The 26,003-nt window shown below is 30.0% G+C and carries 33 protein-coding genes; 8 read left to right on the top strand and 25 right to left on the bottom strand.

Features of this window, described 5'->3' with window-relative positions:
• Nucleotides 1-53 precede the first annotated feature (53 nt).
• From rplQ to ctlX, 7 genes are all read left to right on the top strand, one after another.
• The gene (gene rplQ, locus Q0945_RS04560; protein ID WP_121062802.1) at nucleotides 54-551 is read left to right on the top strand and encodes a 50S ribosomal protein L17; all 498 of its coding nucleotides are present in this window, start codon (nucleotides 54-56) and stop codon (nucleotides 549-551) included.
• 97 nt (nucleotides 552-648) lie between these two features.
• A complete protein-coding gene (gene carA / locus Q0945_RS04555) occupies nucleotides 649-1,752 on the top strand; it encodes a glutamine-hydrolyzing carbamoyl-phosphate synthase small subunit (protein WP_299431235.1) in 1,104 nt (367 codons plus the stop codon).
• 138 nt (nucleotides 1,753-1,890) lie between these two features.
• The gene (eno, locus tag Q0945_RS04550; RefSeq protein WP_299431233.1) at nucleotides 1,891-3,183 is read left to right on the top strand and encodes a phosphopyruvate hydratase; all 1,293 of its coding nucleotides are present in this window, start codon (nucleotides 1,891-1,893) and stop codon (nucleotides 3,181-3,183) included.
• Nucleotides 3,184-3,306: 123 nt separating this feature from the next.
• Complete coding sequence (locus Q0945_RS04545; RefSeq protein ID WP_299431232.1) at nucleotides 3,307-4,848, top strand: glycogen/starch synthase; 1,542 nt, start codon at nucleotides 3,307-3,309, stop codon at nucleotides 4,846-4,848.
• A gap of 142 nt (nucleotides 4,849-4,990) precedes the next feature.
• The gene (locus Q0945_RS04540; protein ID WP_299431229.1) at nucleotides 4,991-6,280 is read left to right on the top strand and encodes a citrate synthase; all 1,290 of its coding nucleotides are present in this window, start codon (nucleotides 4,991-4,993) and stop codon (nucleotides 6,278-6,280) included.
• Between the two features lie 94 nt (nucleotides 6,281-6,374).
• Nucleotides 6,375-7,286 (top strand): arginine deiminase family protein, encoded by a 912-nt coding sequence (locus Q0945_RS04535; RefSeq protein WP_299431227.1) that lies wholly within the window; start codon nucleotides 6,375-6,377, stop codon nucleotides 7,284-7,286.
• Nucleotides 7,287-8,225 (top strand): citrulline utilization hydrolase CtlX, encoded by a 939-nt coding sequence (gene ctlX / locus Q0945_RS04530; RefSeq protein ID WP_299431225.1) that lies wholly within the window; start codon nucleotides 7,287-7,289, stop codon nucleotides 8,223-8,225.
• A gap of 44 nt (nucleotides 8,226-8,269) precedes the next feature.
• Here the strand turns inward: ctlX and Q0945_RS04525 are convergent, their stop codons facing one another.
• Nucleotides 8,270-9,007, bottom strand: a complete 738-nt coding sequence (locus Q0945_RS04525) for an SDR family oxidoreductase (protein ID WP_299431223.1) — start codon at nucleotides 9,005-9,007, stop codon at nucleotides 8,270-8,272.
• A gap of 98 nt (nucleotides 9,008-9,105) precedes the next feature.
• On the opposite strand from Q0945_RS04525, the gene Q0945_RS04520 reads away from it, so the two are divergent.
• A complete protein-coding gene (locus Q0945_RS04520) occupies nucleotides 9,106-9,450 on the top strand; it encodes a helix-turn-helix domain-containing protein (RefSeq protein ID WP_299431221.1) in 345 nt (114 codons plus the stop codon).
• A gap of 424 nt (nucleotides 9,451-9,874) precedes the next feature.
• Here the strand turns inward: Q0945_RS04520 and Q0945_RS04515 are convergent, their stop codons facing one another.
• From Q0945_RS04515 to Q0945_RS04405, 24 genes are all read right to left on the bottom strand, one after another.
• Nucleotides 9,875-10,855 carry an LD-carboxypeptidase gene (locus Q0945_RS04515; protein WP_299431219.1) on the bottom strand — a complete coding sequence of 327 codons (981 nt, stop codon included), beginning with the start codon at nucleotides 10,853-10,855 and terminating at the stop codon, nucleotides 9,875-9,877.
• 491 nt (nucleotides 10,856-11,346) lie between these two features.
• Nucleotides 11,347-11,625, bottom strand: a complete 279-nt coding sequence (locus tag Q0945_RS04510; RefSeq protein WP_299431217.1) for a hypothetical protein — start codon at nucleotides 11,623-11,625, stop codon at nucleotides 11,347-11,349.
• Nucleotides 11,625-12,014, bottom strand: coding sequence for a VOC family protein (locus tag Q0945_RS04505; protein ID WP_299431215.1), 390 nt, complete (start codon nucleotides 12,012-12,014; stop codon nucleotides 11,625-11,627). Before Q0945_RS04505 ends, Q0945_RS04510 begins: the two co-directional genes overlap by 1 nt.
• A gap of 133 nt (nucleotides 12,015-12,147) precedes the next feature.
• Nucleotides 12,148-12,897: a helix-turn-helix domain-containing protein gene (locus tag Q0945_RS04500; protein ID WP_299431213.1), complete on the bottom strand. Its 750-nt coding sequence runs from the start codon at nucleotides 12,895-12,897 to the stop codon at nucleotides 12,148-12,150.
• A gap of 70 nt (nucleotides 12,898-12,967) precedes the next feature.
• Nucleotides 12,968-13,474, bottom strand: a complete 507-nt coding sequence (locus Q0945_RS04495; RefSeq protein ID WP_299431211.1) for a cupin domain-containing protein — start codon at nucleotides 13,472-13,474, stop codon at nucleotides 12,968-12,970.
• 3 nt (nucleotides 13,475-13,477) lie between these two features.
• Nucleotides 13,478-14,095 carry an NAD(P)H-dependent oxidoreductase gene (locus Q0945_RS04490; RefSeq protein WP_299431209.1) on the bottom strand — a complete coding sequence of 206 codons (618 nt, stop codon included), beginning with the start codon at nucleotides 14,093-14,095 and terminating at the stop codon, nucleotides 13,478-13,480.
• Between the two features lie 58 nt (nucleotides 14,096-14,153).
• Nucleotides 14,154-14,984: a sigma-70 family RNA polymerase sigma factor gene (locus Q0945_RS04485; protein ID WP_299431207.1), complete on the bottom strand. Its 831-nt coding sequence runs from the start codon at nucleotides 14,982-14,984 to the stop codon at nucleotides 14,154-14,156.
• Between the two features lie 177 nt (nucleotides 14,985-15,161).
• Nucleotides 15,162-15,302, bottom strand: a complete 141-nt coding sequence (locus Q0945_RS16120) for a nucleotidyltransferase family protein (protein WP_366135938.1) — start codon at nucleotides 15,300-15,302, stop codon at nucleotides 15,162-15,164.
• A 61-nt stretch (nucleotides 15,303-15,363) separates the two neighbouring features.
• A complete protein-coding gene (locus Q0945_RS04480; protein WP_299431205.1) occupies nucleotides 15,364-15,585 on the bottom strand; it encodes a nucleotidyltransferase family protein in 222 nt (73 codons plus the stop codon).
• Between the two features lie 137 nt (nucleotides 15,586-15,722).
• The gene (locus Q0945_RS04475) at nucleotides 15,723-16,832 is read right to left on the bottom strand and encodes a serine hydrolase domain-containing protein (protein ID WP_299431203.1); all 1,110 of its coding nucleotides are present in this window, start codon (nucleotides 16,830-16,832) and stop codon (nucleotides 15,723-15,725) included.
• 171 nt (nucleotides 16,833-17,003) lie between these two features.
• Nucleotides 17,004-17,357, bottom strand: a complete 354-nt coding sequence (locus tag Q0945_RS04470) for a hypothetical protein (RefSeq protein ID WP_299431201.1) — start codon at nucleotides 17,355-17,357, stop codon at nucleotides 17,004-17,006.
• Between the two features lie 11 nt (nucleotides 17,358-17,368).
• Complete coding sequence (locus Q0945_RS04465) at nucleotides 17,369-17,842, bottom strand: YHS domain-containing (seleno)protein (RefSeq protein ID WP_299431199.1); 474 nt, start codon at nucleotides 17,840-17,842, stop codon at nucleotides 17,369-17,371.
• Nucleotides 17,843-17,874: 32 nt separating this feature from the next.
• Nucleotides 17,875-18,228 (bottom strand): hypothetical protein, encoded by a 354-nt coding sequence (locus tag Q0945_RS04460; RefSeq protein ID WP_299431197.1) that lies wholly within the window; start codon nucleotides 18,226-18,228, stop codon nucleotides 17,875-17,877.
• Nucleotides 18,229-18,296: 68 nt separating this feature from the next.
• Nucleotides 18,297-19,355, bottom strand: coding sequence for an AraC family transcriptional regulator (locus tag Q0945_RS04455; RefSeq protein WP_299431195.1), 1,059 nt, complete (start codon nucleotides 19,353-19,355; stop codon nucleotides 18,297-18,299).
• 197 nt (nucleotides 19,356-19,552) lie between these two features.
• The gene (locus Q0945_RS04450; protein WP_299431193.1) at nucleotides 19,553-19,840 is read right to left on the bottom strand and encodes a hypothetical protein; all 288 of its coding nucleotides are present in this window, start codon (nucleotides 19,838-19,840) and stop codon (nucleotides 19,553-19,555) included.
• A 320-nt stretch (nucleotides 19,841-20,160) separates the two neighbouring features.
• Complete coding sequence (locus Q0945_RS04445) at nucleotides 20,161-20,313, bottom strand: hypothetical protein (RefSeq protein ID WP_299431191.1); 153 nt, start codon at nucleotides 20,311-20,313, stop codon at nucleotides 20,161-20,163.
• Nucleotides 20,314-20,447: 134 nt separating this feature from the next.
• Nucleotides 20,448-21,155, bottom strand: coding sequence for a class I SAM-dependent methyltransferase (locus tag Q0945_RS04440; protein ID WP_299431189.1), 708 nt, complete (start codon nucleotides 21,153-21,155; stop codon nucleotides 20,448-20,450).
• Nucleotides 21,156-21,166: 11 nt separating this feature from the next.
• Nucleotides 21,167-21,907, bottom strand: a complete 741-nt coding sequence (locus Q0945_RS04435; protein WP_299431187.1) for a glucose 1-dehydrogenase — start codon at nucleotides 21,905-21,907, stop codon at nucleotides 21,167-21,169.
• A 71-nt stretch (nucleotides 21,908-21,978) separates the two neighbouring features.
• Entirely contained in the window at nucleotides 21,979-22,545 is a 567-nt protein-coding gene (locus tag Q0945_RS04430) for a cyclic nucleotide-binding domain-containing protein (RefSeq protein ID WP_299431185.1), read from the bottom strand.
• A gap of 27 nt (nucleotides 22,546-22,572) precedes the next feature.
• Nucleotides 22,573-23,130, bottom strand: a complete 558-nt coding sequence (locus tag Q0945_RS04425; RefSeq protein WP_299431183.1) for a GNAT family N-acetyltransferase — start codon at nucleotides 23,128-23,130, stop codon at nucleotides 22,573-22,575.
• A 161-nt stretch (nucleotides 23,131-23,291) separates the two neighbouring features.
• Nucleotides 23,292-24,260 carry a hypothetical protein gene (locus Q0945_RS04420; RefSeq protein ID WP_299431181.1) on the bottom strand — a complete coding sequence of 323 codons (969 nt, stop codon included), beginning with the start codon at nucleotides 24,258-24,260 and terminating at the stop codon, nucleotides 23,292-23,294.
• 168 nt (nucleotides 24,261-24,428) lie between these two features.
• Nucleotides 24,429-24,731, bottom strand: coding sequence for a type II toxin-antitoxin system RelE/ParE family toxin (locus Q0945_RS04415; protein WP_299431179.1), 303 nt, complete (start codon nucleotides 24,729-24,731; stop codon nucleotides 24,429-24,431).
• Nucleotides 24,728-24,970 (bottom strand): type II toxin-antitoxin system ParD family antitoxin, encoded by a 243-nt coding sequence (locus Q0945_RS04410; RefSeq protein ID WP_028284019.1) that lies wholly within the window; start codon nucleotides 24,968-24,970, stop codon nucleotides 24,728-24,730. The genes Q0945_RS04415 and Q0945_RS04410 overlap by 4 nt, the downstream gene beginning before the upstream one ends.
• Before the next feature lie 221 nt (nucleotides 24,971-25,191).
• Complete coding sequence (locus tag Q0945_RS04405; protein WP_299431177.1) at nucleotides 25,192-25,923, bottom strand: DUF3784 domain-containing protein; 732 nt, start codon at nucleotides 25,921-25,923, stop codon at nucleotides 25,192-25,194.
• Between the last annotated feature and the right edge of the window lie 80 nt (nucleotides 25,924-26,003).

Below are 26,003 nucleotides of genomic sequence, written 5' to 3'. Positions count from 1 at the left end.
TTTACTTCTATTAGAAGAGAAAAGCTCTGATAAGGAAGAAAATAGAATAAGTAATGAGACACGGTAAAAAAGTTAATCATTTAGGAAGAAAAGCTGCCCACAGAAAAGCAATGTTGGCAAATATGGCTTGTTCCTTAATTGAACACAAGAGAATTAATACTACAGTAGCTAAAGCAAAAGCTTTAAAGCAATTTGTAGAACCTTTAATTACTAAAGCAAAAGCAGAAAATAATAAAACTGCAGATAAAGGAACACATAACAGACGTATTGTTTTTAAGAACTTAAGAGACAAGTATGCTGTTTCTGCTTTATTCAGTGAAGTTTCTGAGAAGATTGGAGAAAGACCAGGGGGTTATACTAGAATTATTAAACTAGGAAATCGTCTAGGAGATAATGCAGATATGGCAATGATAGAGTTAGTAGACTTTAACGAGCTATATAATGCTGGTAAACCTGCTAAGAAAAAATCTACAAGAAGAGGTAGAAACAAAAAAGTTGATACTCCTCCTGTAGCTGTAGCTGAAACTAAAACAGATGATTCAGAAGAATAGTATGTTTAAAGAAATATTTTTTATGAAAGGATAAGTTATTTATAACTTATCCTTTTTTTTATGTTTTTATATTATATTAAAATTCATATTTAAGTTTATGAAATATCAAACAAAGAAAAAAGCAATAGTATTATTGGCAGATGGTACCATGTTTCACGGGAAATCTGTAGGAAATTTAGAAGGAACTTCATTTGGAGAAGTTTGTTTTAATACTGGAATGACTGGTTATCAAGAAATATTTACAGATCCATCCTATTTTGGTCAGTTAATGGTAACTACCAATGCTCATATTGGTAATTATGGTACAAACGAAGATGAGATAGAATCCGATTCTGTTAAAATATCTGGACTAATATGTAAAAATTTTAGTTATGAATATTCTAGAGACCTTGCTGATAAAAGTTTAGAAGATTTTTTAGGAGATAATAATCTTTTTGCAATATCCGATGTAGATACAAGAGCATTAGTTAGTTATATTAGAGATAATGGTGCTATGAATGCTGTAATTACTACAGATGTTAGTAATTTAGAGTCTATAAAAGAGCAGTTAGCAAAACAACCTAGTATGAAAGGTCTAGAACTTTCTTCTAAAGTATCTACTAAGGAACCTTACTTTTATGGCAACGAGAATGCTAAGTATAAAATATCAGCTTTAGATATTGGAATTAAAAAAAATATACTTAGAAATTTAGCAAAAAGAGATGCTTATATAAAAGTATTCCCATACAATACTAGTTTTTCTGATATGGCAGCATGGAATCCAGATGGTTATTTTATTTCTAACGGACCTGGTGATCCAGAGCCTTTAGTAGAAGCGATTGAAACGACTAAAGGATTAATAGATAGTGGTAAACCTTTATTTGGTATATGTTTAGGACATCAAGTAATTGCACTTGCAAATGGAGTTTCTACCTACAAAATGCATAATGGTCATAGAGGAATAAACCACCCAGTTTTAAATCTTGTTACTGGTAAGGGAGAAATAACCTCTCAAAATCATGGTTTTGCTATTAATAGAGAAGAGACTGAGGCAAATAGTAATTTAGAAATTACACACGAACATTTAAATGATAAAACAGTTGCTGGAATTAGAATAAAAAACAAGCAAGTTTTTTCTGTACAATATCATCCAGAAGCTAGTCCAGGACCCCATGATTCTGACTACCTTTTTGATGATTTCTTTGAAATGATTAAGAAATAACAAATAAGAGATATATAGTTTAAATAATCGTTATTTTTTTACTAATATCAGAATTAAAATAAACCAAAAAAAATAGGGTTTTGTATCTTTGTATTTTGAAAGATAAAAAGCAAAATAATCATAAATAATAAAAAACACATGAGTATTATCCTAAGTGTACACGCAAGACAAATTTTAGATTCTAGAGGTAACCCTACTGTAGAAGTGGATGTAATAACAGAAAATGGTATAATGGGAAGAGCAGCAGTTCCTTCTGGAGCATCTACAGGAGAGCATGAAGCTGTAGAACTACGTGATGGTGGTGATACTTTTATGGGTAAAGCAGTTTTAAAAGCTGTTGGTAATGTGAATGGAGCTATAGCAGAAGAGGTTTTAGGAATGTCTGTTTTTGAACAAAATCTTATAGACCAAACAATGATAGATTTAGATGGAACACCAAACAAATCTAAATTAGGAGCAAATGCTATATTGGGAGTTTCTTTAGCAGTTGCTAAAGCTGCAGCAAATGAATTAGGGCTTTCTTTATATAAATATATTGGAGGGGTAAGTGCAAATACATTACCTGTACCAATGATGAATATTATTAATGGAGGTTCGCACTCCGATGCTCCTATTGCTTTTCAAGAATTCATGGTAATGCCAGTAAAAGCAAAATCCTTTTCGCACTCCATGCAAATGGGAACAGAAATTTTTCATAACCTTAAAAAAGTATTGCATGATAGAGGCTTAAGCACAGCAGTTGGTGATGAAGGTGGTTTTGCACCAAATCTTGCAGGTGGTACAGAAGATGCATTAGATACTATTGCAAAAGCTGTAGAAAAAGCAGGGTATAAACTAGGTGATGATGTAATGATAGCTTTAGATTGTGCAGCGGCAGAATTCTATGTAGATGGTAAATATGATTACACTAAGTTTGAAGGAGATAAAGGTGTTATACGTACATCAGAAGAACAAGCACAATATTTAGCAGATTTATCTGCAAAATATCCTATCCTATCTATAGAAGATGGTATGGATGAGAATGACTGGGACGGATGGAAATCTTTAACTGAAAAAATTGGAGATAAAGTACAATTAGTAGGGGATGATTTATTTGTAACTAACGTAGAGCGTTTATCTAAAGGAATCAAAAATGGAATTGCAAACTCTATTTTAATTAAGGTAAACCAAATTGGAACTTTAACAGAAACTATATCTGCTGTAAACATGGCTAAAAATGCTGGGTATACATCTGTAATGTCTCACCGTTCTGGAGAAACAGAAGATAATACAATTGCAGATTTAGCTGTTGCATTAAATACAGGGCAAATTAAAACGGGATCAGCTTCTCGTTCAGACAGGATGGCTAAATACAACCAACTTCTTAGAATAGAAGAAGAATTAGGTAGTATGGCTTATTACCCGCAAGAAAAAGCATTTAAAATAAATTAATTTTAATATGCTAAATAAAAAAAAGTCTCTCTAATGTTTTAGAGAGGCTTTTTTTTTGGTTGCTTTCATAAGATTGTCTATCTTTTATATGTCATTTTTTGTAACCTTATTTTTAATAATACTATGAATAATTTTCTTTTTGTCGCAGCAGAGAATGATGCATTATATAATTGTAAAGCTGGTGGGATGGGTGATGTAGTCAGAGATGTACCGCGTCAAATTGCATCTCGAGGGGATAAAGCCCACGTAGTTGTTCCTTCTTATGGTAGATTACACCAAGAAGGTACTTTAAAAACTACGTTAACTTTTAACTTACGAAGTACAACATACATTGCAGAATTGTATGAAGTAAAACCTAAGAAAAATTTTGACAATATTCATTATTATGTTATCCATCATCCAGAAATTGAAGCTGGAGATATAGCCCATATCTATCATAATGATCCCACAGAACCTTTTTATACAGATGCTATTAAGTATTTTATATTTTGTACGGCAGTTGCAGAAGCAATAAAAAATGAAGCATTTGGGAAAATAGATATAGTTCACATGCATGATTGGCATACAAGTCTTTTATTGTTTTTAAAGAAGTTTCATGGAGGTTATAGGGTTTTAGAAAAAGCTCGATTTGTTTATAGTATTCACAATCTTGCTATACAAGGAATAAGACCTTTTGAAGATAATTATTCTTCCGTAAAAAATTGGTTTCCAGATATCCCTTATGATACGGAAAGTTTAAAAGATTACCGTTATTCAGATTGTATAAACTTAATGGCAGTGGGCATTCGTTATGCTGATGCTGTACATACTGTATCCCCTTCTTATAAAGAAGATATTTTAAATGCAAGTAACCCTCCAGAGTTTATTGGTGGTGAAGGTTTGGAAGAAGATTTACAAAAAGCAGATAATGAAGGTAGACTAGTAGGAATTCTTAATGGTTCTAATTACAAAAATATTAGAACAGCAGAAAAAGGTAAAATATATTTAATAACAATTAATGCTATTTTTAAGTGGCTTCAAGAAGAATCTAAAAAATATAAAGCAGATTTTTTAGCACATACTGGAGAAAAAGTAGCAAAGTATTTAGTTGAGCCTCCAGAGTTTATTTGCTCTAGTGTAGCTCGTTTAACAGAACAAAAGTTTTATTTTTTTAAGAGATCGCCTAATGCGTTTGTTGAAATTTTAAAAAAGCTTAAGAAAATAAACGGTGCTTTTATTTTGTTAGGAACAGGGGCTCCAGACTATGAAGAATTATTTAGAAAGATAAGTTACGAGCATGAGAATTTTATTTTTATAAATGGCCAATCTGAAGATGTTATAGATGCTATTTATTTAGAATCTGATTTATATTTTATGCCTAGTTTGTTTGAGCCCTGTGGAATAAGTCAAATGCTTGCTATGAGAAATGGAAACCCATGTTTAGTACATTACACAGGAGGGTTAAAAGATACAGTATCGCATTTAAAAACAGGTTTTAGTTTTGATGGAACTACTTACGAAGAAAAAATAAAGAATATGTTAGAGGTTTTTGATCTTGCATTAAACATTTATTTTAAAGAAAACGTAAAGTGGAAAAAAATTCAGGATAATGCAAAAAAAATGCGTTTTACATGGGAGAAATCTGTAGATGAATATTATAAATTACTCTATTCTATAAATCAATAATAAACCACCTATATTTTTAAAATTCTTTTAATTTGTACTAAAGCTAAAACGATATAGTGACTAGTTTTGTTGCGCTTTTATATTGCTAAAACCCAAGGTTTTTTGTAGTTTTACGAACCACGAAAATTAAGTAAATAAATTCATGTCGGATAAAGCAATTTTAGAGTATAACGGAGAAAAATATGAGTTTCCTGTAATAAAAGGAACAGAAGAAGAATTAGCTATAGATATTAAATCTTTGCGTTCAGCATCTAAGGGTCTAATAACTATAGATCCAGGGTATAAAAATACAGGTTCTTGTGAAAGTGCCATTACATTTTTAGATGGTGAAAAAGGAGTTTTAAGGTATAGAGGTTACTCTATTGAAGAATTAGCAGAAAAAGCTGATTTTTTAGAAGTTGCTTATTTATTAATTTTTGGAGAATTGCCAAACTCTGAGCAGTTAAAGAATTTTCATGAAGACATAAAAGAAGAGTCACATATAGATGAGGAGATGAAGAAAATTCTTCATGGTTTTCCAAAATCTGCACATCCGATGGGGGTATTATCCTCTTTAACAAGTGCGCTAATTGCATTTAACCCTAGCTCTGTAAATGTTAGCTCGGAAAAGGAAATGTATCACGCCATTGTTAGAATATTAGCAAAGTTTCCAGTTTTGGTAGCATGGACAATGCGTAAGAAAAAAGGATTACCTCTTGATTATGGAGATGATGCATTAGGTTATGTAGAGAATATACATAAAATGATGTTTAAAAAGCCTACACAAGATTATGTAAAAAATCCTATTATAATTGATGCATTAGATAAACTATTAATATTACATGCAGACCATGAGCAAAATTGTTCAACATCTACTGTGCGTATTGTAGGTTCATCACATGCCGGATTATTTGCTTCTTTATCAGCAGGTATTTCTGCTTTATGGGGTCCTTTACATGGCGGTGCTAACCAAGCTGTTTTAGAAATGTTAGAAGCAATAGAGGCAGATGGGGGAGATACTAAAAAGTATATGGCAAAAGCCAAAGATAAAAGTGATCCATTTAGATTAATGGGCTTTGGACATAGAGTGTATAAAAACTTTGATCCAAGAGCTAAGATAATTAAAGTCGCTGCAGATGAAGTTCTTGCAGATTTGGGTATTAACGATCCAATTCTAGAAATTGCTAAGGGATTAGAAAAAGAAGCATTAGAAGACCCTTATTTTGTAGATAGAAAGCTGTATCCTAATGTTGATTTTTATTCTGGTATTATATACAGAGCGCTAGGAATTCCTACAGAAATGTTTACAGTAATGTTTGCTTTAGGCAGATTGCCAGGATGGATTGCTCAGTGGAGAGAAATGCGTTTAAATGGAGAACCAATTGGTAGACCAAGACAAGTTTATACTGGAGAAAATCTTAGACCATTTAAGAAACTTGACGACAGAAAATAAGATTATCATTTTTTTAATATTCTAAAGCCCTTTTTTTAAAAAAGGGCTTTTTTTTAGTAAAAAAGTAATTCTATATTTGTTTCAAATTTTTTATATGTTGCATTTAAATGTTACAGATGAAACATCTGTCTTAAAGGCAGTAGTACTAGGTACTGCGGAAAGTTGTGGGCCAACGCCAAAGCCTGAAGAGGCTTATGATCCTAAATCATTAGAGCATATTTTAGCAGGAACGTATCCTGTAGAAAAAGATATGATTCTAGAAATGGAGGGTTTTGCAGCAGTTTTTAAAAAGCATAATGTTATAGTATATAGACCAGAAGTTCTTAAAGATTGTAATCAAATTTTTTCTAGAGATATAGCATTTGTAATAGGAAGTAAATTAATTTTAGCAAATATTTTACCAGATAGGGAAAAAGAAATTGATGCAATACTTCATGTATTAGATAAAATACCAGAAGAGAGTATTATAAGACCGCCAGAGGAAGTACACGTAGAGGGTGGCGATGTTATGCCTTGGAAAGATTATATTTTTATTGGAACCTACACTGCACAAGATTATTCAGAGCATATTACAGCTAGAACAAACAAGGCTGCTGTAGATTTTATTACGCAACAATTTCCAGAGAAAACTATAAAATCTTTTGAGTTACGAAAATCTAAAAATGCGAAAGAAAATGCATTACATTTGGATTGTTGTTTTCAGCCAATTGGTAATGGAAAAGCAATTTTACATAAAAATGGATTTTTAGTAGAAGAAGAGTACCAATGGTTGGTAGATTTTTTTGGTGAAGAAAATATTTTTGAAATTACTGCAGATGAAATGTATCAAATGTTTAGTAATGTTTTTTCTATATCACCAGAAGTTATAGTTTCAGAAAAAAGTTTTGTAAGATTAAATACTTGGCTAAAAGAACAGGGTTTTATAGTAGAAGAAATAACGTATTCCGAAATTTCTAAACAAGAAGGTTTGTTGCGTTGTAGTACATTACCACTAATACGAGAATAAATGATGCAAATATCAAACACAATACTAATGATTCGCCCAGTTAACTTTCGTAAGAACGAACAGACGGCGGTGAATAATTACTTTCAAGAAGATATAAATCTTGATAACAAAACTGTTATTAAAAATGCTCAAAAGGAATTTGATGCCTTAGTAGAAATTTTAAGAGCTAAAGGGGTAAATGTTATAGTTGTAGAGGATACAAAAACTCCAGATACACCGGATTCTATTTTTCCTAACAATTGGATTTCTTTTCACTCTAATGGTACGGTAGGTTTGTACCCTATGTTTGCAGAAAATAGGCGAAATGAAAGAAGAGAAGATATTTTAAACACTTTAGAGGAACAAGGGTTTATTATAGAAAATGTGATGGATTATACTTCGGCAGAAGAAGATAATCTTTTTTTAGAAGGTACTGGTAGTTTGCTTTTAGACCGTGTAAATAAAAAAGCGTATTGTGCTTTGTCTGATAGAGCGAACGAAGAACTTATTATTGAGTTTTGTGAAGATTTTGACTATTTACCGGTTATTTTTAACGCCTATCAATCTGTAGGAGATAAACGTATGCTTATATACCATACTAATGTAATGATGTGTTTAGCAGAAGATTTTGCTGTTATTTGTTTAGATTCTATTGATGATAAAAAAGAGCTTAAGAATGTTGTAAAACATTTAAAAGAAAATGATAAAGAACTAGTTGTAATTTCAGAAGAACAAATACACCATTTTGCAGGTAACATGCTCCAAGTTTTAGGTGCAAATGATAAAAGGTATTTAGTTATGAGTTCTGCTGCTTATAACTCTTTAAATAGTGCGCAAATAAATAGTATAGAGAAATATTGTGAGATTCTTCATAGTTCTTTAAAAACAATAGAAACATGTGGAGGAGGAAGTGCTAGATGTATGATGGCAGAAGTATTTTTACCGCAAGTTTTAGATTAAAATAATTAAACAAACAAACCTGAAGCGCTATTTATAAAATAAAATCAAAGTGTTGTTCCACCATCTATAATAATTTTTTCGTTTCTTAAAACTTGAGATTTGTCTGATAGTAAAAATTCTACAATTGGAGCAATATCAGTTGGCTGGACAATTCTACCAATAGGAGAAGTGGCTGAAAAATGCTCTAAAAGATTGTTAATAGCTTCATCACTCATTCCTGACTTTTTTTGAATTGGACTTTCTGTAACACCAGGACTTACAATGTTTACCCTTATACCTTTACTCGCAAGTTCTATATTTAAAACTTTTGAAATACTTTCTAAAGCAGCTTTACTTGCTGTATAAACACTTGTATCTGCAAATGCTTTAAAAACCACAATAGAAGTATTTAACAAAATACTTGATGGATTTTTTAAAATCGGAACAAATTTTTGAACCGTAAAAAAAGCACCCTTAAAATTAATGTTCATAGTTTCATTAAACAGCTCTTCCGAAGTTTCTTCAAAATTAGATGCTTTAAAAATGCCAGCATTTACAAATAGTCCATCAATTTTTCCAAATAAATTTTTAACTTTTAAAACTAATTCATCAATATCCTTCAAAGAAGATGTATCAGATAAAAATCCGATGGAATTATTTCCTAATTCAGAAACCGCACTATCTAAATTTTTTTTAACTCTTCCAGTAATTATTACTTGGTATTTTAAGTTTAAAAGATATTTAGCACAAGTAAAACCAATTCCTGTAGTCCCTCCAGTAATTAAAATTATTTTAGTTTCCATTTACTTTTTTACGCAAATTTGACAAATAACTTTATATTTGACAAGTACTTACTTTTTGGTAAGTAACTAACTAATGAGTCGGAAAAGTGTATTCTAATATGAAAACAGAAGAAAAAATAATTAAAAAAAAATACCAACAAGCAAAAGAATGTCCAATTACGATATTTATGGAGAAAATTGGAGGAAAATGGAAACCTGTAATAATTTGGCTTTTACTCTTAAATAAAGTGATGCGCTTTAACGAATTAGATAAAGCAATAGACGGAATTAGTCAAAAAATGTTATCACAGCAATTAAAAGACTTAGAAAAGTTAAAAGTAGTAAACAGAAAAGCATATCCAGTAATTCCACCCAAAGTTGAATACCGATTAACAGAAAAAGGAAAATCATTAAAAGAGAATTTGACTAGAATAATGGAATGGAGCAATAATAATCTAAAATAAATTACGTACACTTGACCTCCTTCTATTAAATAGAACAGTTTATAAGTAGAGAATACAAGGCAAATAAATGTTTAACTTTAAATAGATTATTTGCCTATGAAACAATCAAAGTATTCGCAGATTGTATTTATAATTAAACAGGTAGAGACGGGGACAAATATCCAAAGTTTATCGAAAGATGGGTATTAGTAAAGCTACTTCGTACAATTGGAAGAATAAATACGGTGGTTAGGGTCTTGGAACTTCGAAGACTCAAGAATCTTGAGGAGGTCAATTGGTCAAAAAAAAGAGCAATACATGAAATACGGTTAAGTGTTTATGCTGAAAAAGGCAGCACTATTAATACGTATAAAAAAGAGGTTTTAAACCTGATTTATTAAAAATGAGAATCAATTACGAAGAAGAAAATTAGGTATATAAAATTTTAAGGAACAAAAGTAATTGTTGAAAATTCATCTGCAATAGTAACTTCTGCTGTTCTCCCCATAAGTAAAGCCCTATTATCTAGTTCATGGCCTGCTGGAAAATTAAATAAAATAGGTATGTTATTAGGTACAACATCAGAAATTAATTGTTCTATTGAGGTTCCCCAAGGAGTGGTGTTTTTTCTAATCTTTGTCATACCACCTACAACTACAGCTTTTACATTTTTAAAGTAACCAGCACGTTTAAGGCTTTGTAGCATTCTATCAATACTATACTTATATTCTCCTACTTCTTCAATAAAAAGTATTTTTTGATTGGTAGAAATTTGACTTTGAGACCCTAACATAGAAGATAAAATTGCAATATTACCACCAACTAAATTCCCTGTAATTTTTCCATTTCTATTATATTTAGAAGAAGGTATTTTATACTCTAAAACCTCTCCAAATAATGCCTTTCTAAAAGTCTCTATAGTGTGCGGTATATCCTCGGCCTTATTTTGCATACTACTTCCTAACATTGCATGTAATGTTTCTACTCCTAAAGTATGCAAGTGACTATGAAAAGCTGTAATGTCAGAATAACCAATAATCCATTTAGGTTGCTTTAAAAATTTACTAAAATCTAACTTGTCTAAAATTCTAACAGAACCATATCCACCTCTTCCACACCAAATAGCTTTAATATTAGGATTATCTAGTGCATCTTGAAAATCTTGACAACGTTGCTCATCGGTACCCGCAAAATGATTATTCTGATTATATAAATTTGATCCAAAAACAACTTTTAATCCCCAACTTTCTGCCAATCTTTTTGCATTTTCTATAGCTGGTTTCTTATATGCTTTTATAATTCCTGCAGGTGCTAAAATTGCAATAGTGTCACCTTTTTGTAAATAAGGCGGTGTAATTAAAGTTGATTTAGTTTGCGCGTTTATAGGCATAACAATAATTAAAAAAAACAGAAAAAAATACTTCATAAAAAACATATATAATAAAAACCTAGAATAGAGTATATTTAATACCCTTCTAAAAAAAACACTATAGAGTTAGATAAAAATAAACAAAATGCAATTAACTTTTACAAAACAGCGTATGAAGGTAATCCTAAAAAAGTAATTGTCACGTCCTAAAAATACAACCACGGTTAATGTTTAAATTTAAGCGGCATATTGATGCACGTAATTAGTTGTTTTATAATCTAAAGATAGATGCAATTTTCTAGATCTGTACAATTTGATTTCATTTTTGGCTGCTTTTTTCACATGAATAGCGTTAAAAAATGTTTGATTGAGATAGAATTCGTCTTTTAGAATTCTATTAACCCTTTCAGTTTTTTCTTTTTCATAGCAGTGGTTATCTTTTTGTCATACTTATCTCTATATTTTTTTAGTTCATTTGTATAAACATTGTTAAAATATAGAATGCCTCTATCTGAATGATGAATACGTCCATTAATGTTTTTGGTTTGCTAAATAACCTTTTTAATTACTCTTACACAACCTTGTAGTTCCAAGCTATCACTTTCATCCCATACAGGTATTTTCTCAATGCCTGGTTTAGAATATCCTTTACTGGAATTGATATTTCCCAACCCAATTTCTAAAACACATTCATTGTCTTTTATTTGTAACAATTCATAGGTTGTTTTACTTATAAATTTATTCATTGTATTCATGCCTAAGGCAACATCAATTCCAAATTTTCCCGATGGTTTAGCTAGCTGTTTTGCAACTTTTTTAAAATTCATTAGGGTGTTTCTGAAAAGGTTAAAATAAACCCATTTAAATCCATTATAGCAAATTCATTGGTGCCATAAAACGTTTTGCTCATTAGTTTTATGATATTGGTCTTTTTTACAATTTGATTGTAATAACTATTTATGTTTTTTATTCTAATGTAAAAAGTTAAGGCACCTCCAACTTTTAAAGATTTTATTTCTTTATATTCAGTTTTTAATGATTTTTCCTCTTGAAACATCATTCCTACATTATCTAACATTACATAACCCCATTCATATTGTCCTGATTCAGGATTTGTATCGATTAATTTAAAACCTAAATTGTCTATGTAATAATCTAATGTTGCGTTTACGTCTTTAACCATTATGTTTGGTGTAAGAGATTCTAATTTAGCCATATCGTTTTTTTAGTTTGAGAATAAGATTTAATAGAGATGCTAATAAGAACTCCCATCAAAAAATATTTCATAATTGTTTTATTACAAATGTAAAAGTTAAGAAAGGGTTATGTTTTGTAAAAAAACGACAAAATTACAGTTGGGAAGGATTTATTCCAGACATTTTATTTACCTCTTTGGTAAGATGCGAATGGTCAAAATATCCATTATCAAAGGCTATCTTCAATAAACTTAAGTTTGGATTCTTTTTAATGTATTCTTTAGTTTTATTAAAACGAATTATAGAATGATATTCTTTCATGGTAACTCCAACTATCGTTTTAAAACGTCTTTCTAATTGCCTCAAACTTATACAATAATCTTTAGCTATTTTATTCAAATCTAGGTCTCTATAATTAGCGCAAATAGATTCACAAACCGAGTGTTCTAATTTGTTTAAATCTGTATCTGACCAATTTATTTCAGTAATTAAAAAGCTATTGATTAATTGTATTTTTTCTAAATGGTTCTTTTTTTCAATAAGCTTTTCTAAAAATGAATTGTTAAGTTTAGGAAAAAGATTTGAGGCATTTATAGTTGTGTTTTTTATTTCTGAAAGTGGAATATTAGAGATAGTATTAAATAGCCCAGTTTTAAATCTAATTCCTAAAGTTTCTGAATTTTCCTTTGAAATAACTTTTTTGAGTTGAGTCATCATTCCAGAAACTCTAATTTCATTTCCAGAGTTAAAGCGCATTTGTTTGTCAAGGTCAAAAACGATGTCAATATATCCATCAGGTAGAATGCTAGATTCCATTTTATTTGTAGTATTTGTAGCTACCCAAATAGAATCAACAATTGAATTCAATTTTCTTGATGGTATGTATTCTTTATAGTTCGGCATCTAAAAGTTATAACTAAAATATAAAAAGCAACTTTAGTAGATAATTAAAGTTGCTTCGATTTATTAAAATTTACTCTCTTGTAGGTATCATATTAGAAGTGTCTATAGGAAAACTATCATATTTATTATATAGCTTTAAATATTTTTTAGGGTCAATAGGAACTTCATTTAAGGTTTCATATAAGCCTTTAAAAAAGCCTTCTCTTTTTTGAGATGGATTAAAAATTAAGGTCAATTTCACAGTTTTATTAGTATCATTTTTAAATCCGTGAGGGGTAAATCTTGGAACATAAGCAACAGTTCCAGGTTTGGCTTTGTACTCTTCTTTGTCAACTTGCATGGTTAGCTCTCCTTCATTTACAATAAAAGTTTCGTCCATAAACCTGTGGTAATGTAATTTTGCTCCAATTGCCATTGGTGGAAGCGTAATTTCATATATCCCCAATTGGTCATTAGACATTTCACTTGTTACCTTAAATGTTATTGAAATTGTACTTAACCCAAATTTTTCTCCTTCATTGGGCTGTATAATAGAAGCTTTATTTTCAAGCTTGTCATTAAAGTAGTCTGGTTTCATTGATTAAATATTTTGTAAGTTCATTAAAATCTTTTCCTGTTGTATTTTATTATTCTTTTCTAGAAGCTCCGGATAAGCTGTTCCTTCAAGAGAAAAAATTGCTTTAAGCTCTAAATTGATAAAACCGAAAATTGTTTTGAGATATGGTTCTTGAAAATCAAGCGAAGCCATTGTTGTACCTTTATACGTTTCGCCTATAGTTGTAATTACATATGCTTTCGTGTTTTTGAGTAAACCTTGATAACTACCATCTTTATTTACTCTAAATGTATGTTCAGATCTAATGATGTGATCTAAGTATGATTTTAAAGTTGATGGTATATTTAAATTATACAAAGGACTACTAATGAGTACGTAGTCTGCAGATTTTAGTTCTGAAATAAGTTTGTCAGATAACCTTGTGGCTTGTTTGTTAATCTTGTTTTGCTCTTTCAAAGGAATATGGAATGCTTCTACTGTTTCATTTTGCAAGTGAGGTATTTCAGTTTTTGTTAAGTCTTTATAAATCACTTTTCCTGTTGGATGGACTTTTAACCAATTCTTTTCAAAATAATCAGCTAATTGTCTTGAGTGTGAACCTTCTTTTCTTAAGCTGGCATCTATTCGTAATAATTTTTGCATCTATTGATATGTTATGTTCAATAGTAAGACAAAACAAAAAGAGAAAACGTGACAAACTTTATAAGGAAAGTGATTTTAGTTTATTTGGATCAACAATAGAGTAGATATTTACAATCTTATTTTTTTCTATTTCAAATATTTGACAATTTTTAAGGTCATCATTTTGATAAAAAAGAATAGCAGGTTGGTGATTTATGATGGTATTTTTAATCTCTAGACCAGTTAAAAAGGCTTTATAAACATAAAGTAATAACTTAGAAGTGCTTTTTATACCACTTGTTAATTCTCTAACTACTTTAATGTTTTTTCCTCCATCTGCAGCAAATAGTATGTCTTTAGATAGTAGTTTTTCTAAAGCGGACATGTTTCCATTTTGCATAGCTTCAATGTATTGCTTCAATTTTTGGGTTTCATTTTTCTGAATATTATTGTTTTTTGTTTTACTAGTATTCAGTTTAATTTTTGCTCTACTTAATAATTTTCTTGAATTTTCAATTGTAAAGCCAATGGTTTCAGCAATTTCTTTATGGGAATATTCAAAAGCTACTTTTAAAATAAAAACGGCACGTTCTTTTGCTGTTAATTTTTCTAGAAGTGTTAGCATTGAATAAGATAAAATCTCATTGTAATTTATTTTGTCATCTGCATTTTCGGTAGAAAGTGGCTCTGGAAGCCAAAGATTATTTAAAGATATTGCTTTTTTCTTCTTTTTTAAGTTGATAGATTGATTGATGACAGATTTGATTAGGTAACCAATTTCATTTTCAATATGCTTTTTGTCAATCAAAAGGTATTTTATTAGAATATCTTGAATTGTGTCTTTCGCATCTTCTGAAGAACCAAGGATGTTATAAGCGAATGGAAACAGTATGTCGTGATAATTTTTCAAATCTAAATTTTGCTTTTAGGAACTAAGACAATTCAATTTATAAAAACGTGACATATTAATTGTTAAAATTGGAAGTTTCCAAGACCTCATAGTTTTTCATTGTTAAACTATTGGAGTTTATCTATCAATTTTTTCACTATATGCATGCTCTATTTTTAATTTGCCCCATATCTCATTTCATTTTTTGTTTTCTATTCTAGCATTGTAAATAACCAAATCAAATTTTGGTGTTGGTCTCACTAAAAGGTTAAACAAATCTTCTAAACCATATGGTGCTATATATTTAATTTGGTTTTCAAAACTTAGTCTTATTGCTATAGAAGTTGCCGTTTAAGGCCAAAAAGTAATTGCTTGATTGCAATTAGTGTATTGTTCATGTCTAATATGCATCCTTGCTTAATTTATTAAAATATATGACATCAATATCATTAAGCTTTGTCCAGTTTTTGCCATGTTTTACATCCCAAACTTTATTTCTTATAAAACCAGCTCCAATCCAAAAATCATTTAAGTTTAGATCTCTAATTACTTTTAAAATGTTAGCCATCCATAGATCACTTTCAATAATTTCTATTAGTTCTTTTTCTAATTTTTGCGACATGCAATGGCTGCTATCGTTTATGTATATTAAAAGTTGCGTGTTTGTACGCGAGGATTTTCCAAAGTAAAATCAGAAGTTATAAAACAAAGTATCAAACTTTGGTTTAGGGTAAAACTAACAATTTTTCATATAAGTTGTTAGCGGTAGTTTTTTACATATTCGACAACTAATGAATCTGTCTTTTTAGCCAAGTTATTGGTGAATAATGTTTTTCGATTCATAAATATTGCTATTGTTAAAGGCTTGTTTAAATATCTTTTAGTAAATGTATTTGTGCCAAACCAACCTCCTGTATGCGTTGCAGTACTGTCTGTAACACCCCAACCCATTGCATAATAACGTTCAACTCCATTATTTTTATTCGTAGAACTAGGCTTGAATATTATTTCGTGAGTTTTTTCAGAAAGAATAGTCTTATTTCTTAAAGCTAGGTCATATTGAAAATAATCATTTACACTTGTATATACTCCACCAGCTCCTAAAAGACCATTTAAAAAATGACCATCCATTTTTTTCCAATTACCTAAACTGTCTTTTTCATAGCAAAATGCTCTTTCTTCAATTTCAATAGGTTTTGTAAGATTGAAAAAATTGGTTTTTTTCATTCCAGCTTTATTGAATATATTTTTCTTTGCAAATTCAGCAAATTCTTGTCCACTCACTTTTTCAACAATACAAGGAATGAATTCATATATCCCATTATTGTATTGATATTTTTCTCCTGGTTTTGTGATTGTACGATTTTCACTAGAATACCATTCTAAAATATTTTTATTGTTTGCTATCATTGTAGAATCCCATTCTTTAAAAAACGCTTCTTCAGCGTCAGCTTTTCCAGAAGTATGATTTATTAATTGCTCGATTGTAGTTCCATCCTTAAAAGTTTCTATTGGAAAAATTGAATAAACAGAATCATTTAATGATATTTTTCCTTCATCAACAAGTTTTAGTATAGTTAGTGCTGTGAATTGTTTACTAACAGAAGCCATCCTCATATTAGTGCTTTTTGTTATCGGTTGATTTTCTGTCAGATCCCTCATTCCGTAGCCTTTGCCAATAATCATTTTACCCTTATAAGAAACAAGTATAGCTGCTCCAGGTTCATTTTCTCCGATATTAGAATTAAATAGTGAATCAATACTTGTCCGCAATTGTTCTAATTTAGTATCCTTTGTTTCGGTTTTCTTGTCTGAAGGTGATTTACAAGAAACAAAAAGTATTAGAAGTAGTACGATTGTATTTTTCATATAGGTTGGTTTTAATTACCGTTAACGGGTCTTATTTGTGAGTAGTAACGAATTAATAATTACTACTTTTTCAGAAAGTAATTTACAAAATAAAAAGTAATAGCAATTTGAATTATTACTTAAATCGCTATTACTTATAAACGTTGTTAACAAACGATATTCTCAATGATTTTAAACAACTATCTCAGATTTATGTAAACTAACTACAGTTAAAACTGCAACCCCATTAATCCAATAATAATAGGCATCTATTCCATCGAACGAAAAAGCAAAAGGTGTAATGATAAATACAATTGCGACTAAAAAGTCTACTACTAAATGCATTTTATAAGAAATTACCTTAAACACTCCCAAATGATGGTCTGTTAGCAGTGTTAAAATAAAAGCTGCAATTCCTGTTACCACTGAAAGTTGTAAGGCTAAAGGACTTGAATCTCCTAATCCAAGTAGAAAAGGAAGCGCTATTAATGCAATAGCAACAGGATAATCTAAAAATGCGTGAATTCTCTTGGTTACAAATTTCATAACTTTATTTTTTAATTATGAGTTTTACTTAAGTTTTTCCAATTCTTATCTGCAGTACCTTTTAATTTGCTGTGATTATTTTCAGCCAACCATAATTGTTTTGCATCAAGTTCCACATTGTTTAAATACAGATAGTATTTTCCATCTTCTACAATAAATTTATTTGGGTCAACTCTAAATTTTGCTCCTGCATAGCAACCAAATGCACAAAAACCGCCATATTGAGGAAGGTATTTTCCAGGATTTTTGTCAAACGTAGTTTTTTGTTCAGCTGATGTGAAATAGTACACTACTTTTTTGTGCTCAGATTTAAAGTTTTTATTTCCTTTTTGAGCTAACCCCAAATCTAAGTATGAAACAGGACTATAACCAGCAAGTGCAATGTTACTATTATCTATGTTATTCGCCATTTTATCTTGAGCAAATACTACTGAACTCATTACTAGAGCTAATCCTAAAATTGTTGTTTTAATTGATTTTTTCATTTTCTTATATTTTAAATTGTTGTTTATTTTAACTATTCTGCGTTGAAGTATTCTTCTTGAATTACTTTTCCTTCATCATTCCAAATTCTACGAATAATTTCGTGCCAGTAAATCTTACTTCCATCTTTCATATCGAAATCGAATGTGAATTCTGATGCTGATACATTTCCATCTACAATAGAATGATGATGTGTAATACCATTTACTTTTGCAATTGCACCAGCAAATGCTTCCATTTTTGCAATCATTTCTGTTTTTCCTGTGGTTCCTCCATTTCCGTAATCTGAAGTATTAGCATTGTCTGCAAAGAATTCTTTTACGGCATCAACGATTGCTCCTTGTGAAACTATCGCATCAATTTTTTGTACTTGTTCTTTAATATTCATCCTTTTTGTTTTAAAATTATACTGCAAAGATGAGATGGTATTAAAGCTTAGTTGCTACAAAAAAAAGACTAAGAATTGTACTTTTTTAATTTGAATTCGGAAGGTGTAACTTTAGAATAATGTTTAAAGAATCTCGAAAAATGATTTGGTTCTTCAAATCCTAGTTGTCTAGAAATAGAGACAATGGATTGTCCTTCGAGTATCATTAATTTAGCAGAATTTATTAATTCTAATCGTATTAACTGACCTAAAGAAGTATTCATTTTAGCTCGAACTTTATTAGACAATGCTTTTATAGAAAGGTTCATTTCATTAGCGTAAAACTCAAGAGACCTTTCTTGCGTGTGATATTTTTTTAGTAGTTCTAAAATATCTTGCGAGAATAAATCTCTATTTTCGAAATCGAAGTTTTGTCTAAACTGTTTTGGTGTTTGCCCAATTGATTTTTTAAAAACTCTATTGAAATAAGCATCATCTTTATATCCTAAATCATAAGAAATTTCTTGAATGTTTTTACTTGTGAATGCGACTTCTTTAAGGCTTTCTTGTAGCCTTTTTGACGTTATTAAGTTTTTGACTGTTAAACCAATTTTATTTTTAATTAGTGCTTGAGCATTATATCCTCTGTCGTTAATTAAATTAACTAAATCAATACTTGTTAATTTATTTGAATATTCTTTGTCTATTATGTCTTTAGCATCAAAAATTACTTGGTACTCTTCTTTGTTAGCTTTGAAAGGATTTTGCCAAAACCATTGTTTAGAAGACACATCAATTATATTAGCAGAATTATTAGTTAAGGCTGTTTCAGATAGGAACGATTTACATTCATCACATTCTAATAAGTCAATATAACCTAAAGAAATTAGGTGTTTAAATAATACTCTTACATCTTTATCATAAAATTTCCTTTCATTTAAAAATTCTATTCGTCTAACTGTAAAGTCATCTGACAAGAATTTAATGTATTGTCCTTTTTCTAGAAAAATTGCTTTTTCTTGCCAATCAAAATAGTTTTTAAAATCAACTTGAATGCTTCCTTTTCCGGAAAGAATATGAATAAGAGTATGACTTTCTATAAAGTATACTTTATTAATTTCTGGTGAAAATTTTTCAACTTTTTGCATTGCTGCATTCAAGGTTCTAACGCAACAAATGTTGCTTTTTTTATTGAGTCTAAGCTACAAATTTAAGTTCGGAATTCATTATTTCCTTAGGAGTTTTAAACCGCTATTATTTTTATGCCTTGTTGTGGGCTTTTTTTTATAAAAAATAGTTAATCATTAATATCTTCATTGTAAGATTCAATTATTAAATTTACTAATTAACGATATTTTCGACCATCAGTGTGTCTCCCATACTTTGAGTGAGTCTTATGAGCAATAACCATATTTAATTTAGGTAGTACTGTTATAAATTGTCCATAAGCTCTTGAAGCAGCAAAAGCCCCTTCATATGTTTCTACATGTTTATCTTCAATCATTCTCCACCACATATATCCATAGGCTCTACCCCAAGTTCTCACACGTTCAGGATTCATCTCATTTAAAGGAGTTACTATGCTTGTTATTTGCTTAACCCACCATTCAGGAAAACCTGAGTGTTTTCCCATTTTCCATTGCGAAGCATCAAATGTCCAAGTCGAGCCATATCTCTGGTAGAAAACCACATGTGATATGCTAAAAACTTCGATTTTTCTGGATTGCCCTCCTTTCGCTGTAGGGAACGATTGAAATCTTGCATCTTTATAGGTATAGCAATATCTTTTTCTAGTGCATCATAAATATTAAGTTTTGTTAACTGCTCGAAAATTCCACCAGCGGCATTAAAGTCCCAGTTATTGTATAAGTGGTATTCTCCTGGTTTTTGAGAGCCTCTTGATGGTGAATACTTTGTGTCATCTCCTCCATTGGAAGCGGGATGGTAAATGCCTTATTTTGCACTTATCAGATCTCGAATAGTTGCTTGTTTTTCTATAGGCAAAAGTCCTAAATTATCATCAATATTAAGTTCAGATAATGTCAAATCAAGGTTGATTTTTTTATTATCAACATACTTACCGTATAACATTGCCAATATCTTCAATAGCCACATATTTTGCTTTTATCTTTTTTGTTGAAAATGCTATATTTTATATTTGGCGACTTTAAAAAAATAAAAGGACATTCGATTAAGTACCAAATGCCCTATGTTTTTTATGCATTGTTGTGTGTAGGTTTTTATTTAATACCTCCAAACGCACCAAAACACATATTTTTGTGTAAAATTTCAGTCTTTTTGAAACCTACTTTTCTCATTAATTCTAGCTGATAAGTCATTGACCTAGGTGAATCTTCTTTTTCTACATAATCTAGAACTTTATTTCTGTATTCCTTTCCATCTATACTTTCTAGATAATCTCCATAACGTTCCCAAGTATATTTATTAACAGTATTAGTTTCTTGAGTTATTAAATCTGAAATCATTAAACATCCCCCTGGTTTAAGTAAATTATATAGTTTATTAAAAGTAGTTTCCCAGTCGTTGTCATCTCGTAGATGGTGCAATACTGCTCCAGCTAATATAATGTCAAAACTTTTTTCTTTTAACTCTACTTCACGAATATCTCCTTGGATAGTTTCTACTTTGTTGTTTGTTTTGGCAGAGACTCTTTCCTTTGCTTTATCTAACATAGGTTTGCTCAAATCAACTAAAGTACAGTTTAAGTTAGCAATTTTAGTTAACATTTTTAAACTATAATTTCCTGCTCCACAACCTATATCTAATAAGTTTTTAGCATTAGGTATAATTCTTTTAGAAGCTTCGGTTAAAAGTTCAAGAGATATTTTTGCATCAATTGTAGCTACTTGACCAGTATCTAGATTTGAAAATCTTTCGACATCATTATCAAAACGTTCTTTTATTTCTTTTACTGTTGATTTTATCATTGTTTATTTTTTTATTCAAAACCTCCTGAAACACCTATTTTTTGTCCTGTAATCCAAGAAGAATCATCGGAAGCTAAAAAGACAGCTAATTCTGAGATGTCCTTAGGTTGTCCAATTCTTCCCAATGCTGTGTTTGCGACTACAAAATTTTCTATCTCTGTTCCTGCAATTTGATTTCCTTCTGTTTGAGTTGGACCAGGCAAAATTGAATTTACGCGAATGTTTTTTGCTCCTAATTCTTTTGATAATGTTTGAGTAATAGAATCTACAGCACTTTTACTAGCAGAATAAACTACAGACATAGGTGTAGGTTTAACACTTGCAATAGAGCTAATATTTATAATGCTGGCACCATTTCTATTGAAAATTTTTAATGCCTCTTGAATACAAATTATTGTACTTAAAACATTATTGCTAAATTGATGGTAAAATTCTTTTTCTGTGACAACCTCTATGGGTTCAAAATTATATACCCCAGCATTATTTATTAGTATATCAAGATTTCCAAATGCTTTATTGGATTGCTCAAATAGATTTTTTACATCTTCTGATTTTGTGATGTTAGCTTTTATAGCTATTGCAGTGCCTCCGTTTTTTGTAATCGTTTTCACAACAGATTCAGCTCCGTTATGGTCTGAAAAATAATTAACGATAACTTTTGCTCCTTCTCTTGCTATCGCTTTTGCTATTTCAGCTCCAATACCTTTTGAAGCACCTGTAACTATTGCTGTTTTATTTTTTAATTTGGTCATTATCTAATTTTATTAATTTGGAATAAAACTAGAGTAATAAAAAAACAAAAAGTTTGCTCTATGACAAAAAATTACTTTCTTGCTCTTATTCGACTAAGAGTGTATTGAGTGATACCTAAAAAAGACGCAATTTGATTTTGAGGAATACGTTGAATTATTGATGGGTGTCGTTGTAATAATTTATTATATTTTGTTAGTGCGTCATCTACAAACATTTCACTTTTTAAGTTATATTTTTCAAGTAATGCTTGTTCTTTAATTAAACTTATTATTTTAGAAAAATTAACAATTTTATCTTCAAATAATTTGAAAGAGTTGTCTGTTATTCTTAGGACTGAACACCTTGTTAAAGCCTTTATGTATTCTTTTGATGGTGTTTTATTGGTAAAACTATCTATATCTACAGCAAAATGTCCTTCTGTAGTAAAATATTGTATAAATTCATCGTCATTAGAGTTTGTCCTTACAACTTTAAACACACCATCTAATACGAAACCCAATTTTCGGCAAATTTTCCCTCGTTCAGAATAAATTTCACCTTTATTAATAGTTTCTAAATTAATATTATTTTCTATTAAATTTTGTTCTTCTAATGAAATAGGTAAGACAGAGTTTAATTTTGTTATTAATCTATTCATTTTTGGTTTTTCAGTGTTTTTGAGCACTTATACACGGTGTTGCCACACGTTTTTATTTATTCCGTAACAAATACATTTTTCGTATTCAGGATATTCTTGCAATTCCGGATGCTTAAATTCTCCGATTTTCTCCATTCCGATTTTTTTCATAACATTTTCTGATTTAGAGTTATTCTCAGTACAAGTTGAGATTATATTATCTAAATTCAGTTTATTAAATCCAAAATCAAGACATTTTCTAGCACCTTCCGTTGCAAAACCTTTCCCCCAAGCACTTTTTTTTAATCGCCAACCAATATCAATAGCAGGTGTAAAGTCAGTTTTATATTCTTGAAATGCCAGAGCTATAAAACCAATTAATTCTCCACACTCTAAAATTTCTGTTGCGAAATAAGTATGATTATGTTTTTTATAATGAAGTTTTAGTTTCTCAAATAATTGCTTATTTTCTTTTTTTGTCAAGATTTTTGGAAAATGCTCCATTACTTCAACATCTGAATTCATTGTTTCCAATTCTTTCAAATCGCTTTCCGTCCAATTGCGAAATCCGAGCCTTTCCGATTTAAAAATGTATTCTTTTTTCAAGTTTAGTGTGTTTTTTATCAAATGTGGGGCAGCGTTGTTGTATATGGTTTGTTGCGTGGTTAAGCGACGAATTTAACAAATACAAACCGAATAGAAAATCTGCGAGGATTTTCGTAAGCAGGCTTTTACCAGCAATTAATTTTATACTTTGTTAGGCACAGTTATTTTATTTCAAAAATTTCGAACTCAGTCAGTTCATTTATCGATTTAATCATATTTATTAATTCATTACCTGAGTCATATTTCTCTAAAACTTTTTTTAGATTCAAAAACGACTGTTTTAAGTCTTTTATTTCTTTATAATTTGATACCGCTAAATAACCTGATAAGTCATTTTCTAATAATGTGTTTATCTCCTTTTTTATTGAAAACTGCTCATTCTGATTTAATGACTTCAAGTCAGAAAAAAGACGATTTTTATTTTTATTTACTAACTTTTTTATTTCTCCATAAACTATATTTATATCTTGAGAAACTTCGACTAATTTTTCATTTGATTTAAGAAATAATCGTTTCTCAATTTTATCAGTTTTGACTGATTCGTTATATGGATTGTTCATTACAGAATTCACGATGTCAGAATCAAAATTTTTAGTTTTTAGCACCAGAATACTAAGGTTTCCATTAGATATCGTATCGCCAATTCTTGGAGACATTATAGTTGTAGTATCAATTAGAACATTTACATTTTGATTTAAGTTATTGATTGTGAAATCTTCCAATTTTTGTTTATACTGTTCTTTAAATTTTACTTTAATTCCACGTTGTCCAATCATATTAAAATCTGTATTTATCTTTTCAATTGAGTTTGAATTGAAAAAGACAGAATCCCCTTTTGTAATAGTAAATTGACCTTTTGAGAATATTAAATTATTTAACTTATTTTCATCTAAAAAAAATGCTAATGTGATTTTTAATTCATTATTCTTTTCAGAAATTGAATATTCTGATAATTTTAATTTTGAATAGTAGCTTAACCTTTTTTTTAATTTTTCTTTAAAATCTGTATTGTTTTCTAATAGTTTAACATACAAAATTGTTCCTCCATATTCATTAAAAGTCTTTCTCTTTTTATCAGAACAGGAATATAGTCCAACTGTAATGATTAATAAAATAATTATTCTTTTCATTGTTTTCAGGATATGCTCTTTAATTGTGCCCAACGGGCTCGTATAACCGTCAGTTACGGGTTCATGTGCGTTAATTTTCGGTTTAGAACTGGCTTTAGCAATTCCTAGTGGATTCGGACGTAGTCGAATCCGCCGTAATTGCGGTTATGTATTGTTGTATGCAGTTTTTTATTTCAGTCGTTTTTTAATGTTCATTCGTTGGTGTAAAACTCTAACAATTTCCACGATATCATTTTCCACTTTTCTATAAAAAATTAGATGTGATTTTATTTTGGTCACTCGATAATTCTTTCGAGTTAGTTCTGCTGACTTTCCTGTTATAAAGTTACCAGCAATAAATTCAATTTCCATAATTATCAAGTCATAATATCTGTCAGCTTGTTCTTTAGACCATTTATTAAGGGTGTAAATCCAAATCTTATCTAAATCTTCAATCGCTTGTCGACTTATGCGATATTTGTTTTTACTCATAAGTGTTTACGATGTAATTCTTTCAGATGTTGTTTTGGGTCAAAGTTTTCAACAAATCCGCTATTTTCTCCAACTTCTAGAGCTTTAATCAGTTCTCTTTCCTTTTTTTCTTCACGTTCTAACAAACGTAAGGCAGAACGAATTACTTCGCTAACCGAACCATATCTTCCAGAGTTTACTTCTTCTCTTATAAAATCCTCAAAATGATTTCCGAGTGATATTGATGTGTTTTTTCCCATTTTGACTATATTTTTACTCAAAAGTACCAAATATTGGTAACGTAGCCAAATTGCATACGGCATCTCGGCTATGATTAGTACGGGAATAAATAAGTGATTAATTTCCGATTAAGCACTAAGCCAAAATCTTTTGCATTTTGTTTTATTTCTCTAAAAGCCAAATCAAAAGATTTGGCGACCTCACAAATATACACAAGCCTTTGAATTAATCACTTACAGCCCTATTTGCTATAGCCGTTGTTAGGCAAAGTTTTTTTTATTTCATTCAGTACTTTCTCGTTCGATTTTCCCCTTGCCGAGTAATATATTTTTTTCCCATCTGATTTAGTGAGAAGTATGTAGGATTTTTGCTCAGAATTTAAAATCAGCTTTACTATTTCTCCATTTGCAGTTTTAAAAAATCCCTTTCGGATTTCTCCAAGTGCAAATCCGTTTGTTTTTAAAGTGATTTTTGGTAATTCATTTTCAATTTCAATACTTTTAATTTGCTCCGTTTCTATAGTCTCGCCATAAATTCCTTTTAATTCTATTTTTTGCGAATCGAATACTATTTTGTTTTCTTTAAAACCGTACGAAATGAGTCCAACCACGAAAATAAATGCACCAACAATAACATAAAGTCCAATTTTGTTTGATTTTGTATTTAAACCTCCCGAAAATTTTGAACTGTTAATTGCAAAATATATGTAAGTTAGAATTGGATAAACGGCTAGAAATATTCCCGCATAATTTTTGTTTATCAGGTTTATTCCATATCCAAGGACTAGAAATGAGATGCCCAAAATAATATGGAATTTTCTAAAATATGGGATATAGGATTTAATGTCCACTTTTTTCCTTTCTTCTTCGGTCATTGTGTTATATCCCGAAAGAAGATATTTCGCATTATTTTCCGTTACAATGAATCCTATTGCTACAAAAAGCAAACTCATTCCGACTAAAATGTATGTCATTTTTGTATTATACTGAAATAGGTTGACCTTTTTTTTTGTCTTTTTTGTCCGTTCAAAAGATTTTTTTCAGCCGTTTGGAA

This window comes from uncultured Maribacter sp. (assembly GCF_947500405.1).
Classification (GTDB): Bacteria; Bacteroidota; Bacteroidia; order Flavobacteriales; family Flavobacteriaceae; genus Maribacter_B.
Note: the sequence above shows the minus strand (reverse complement) of the source record. Positions and strands in the feature narration are given on the sequence as shown.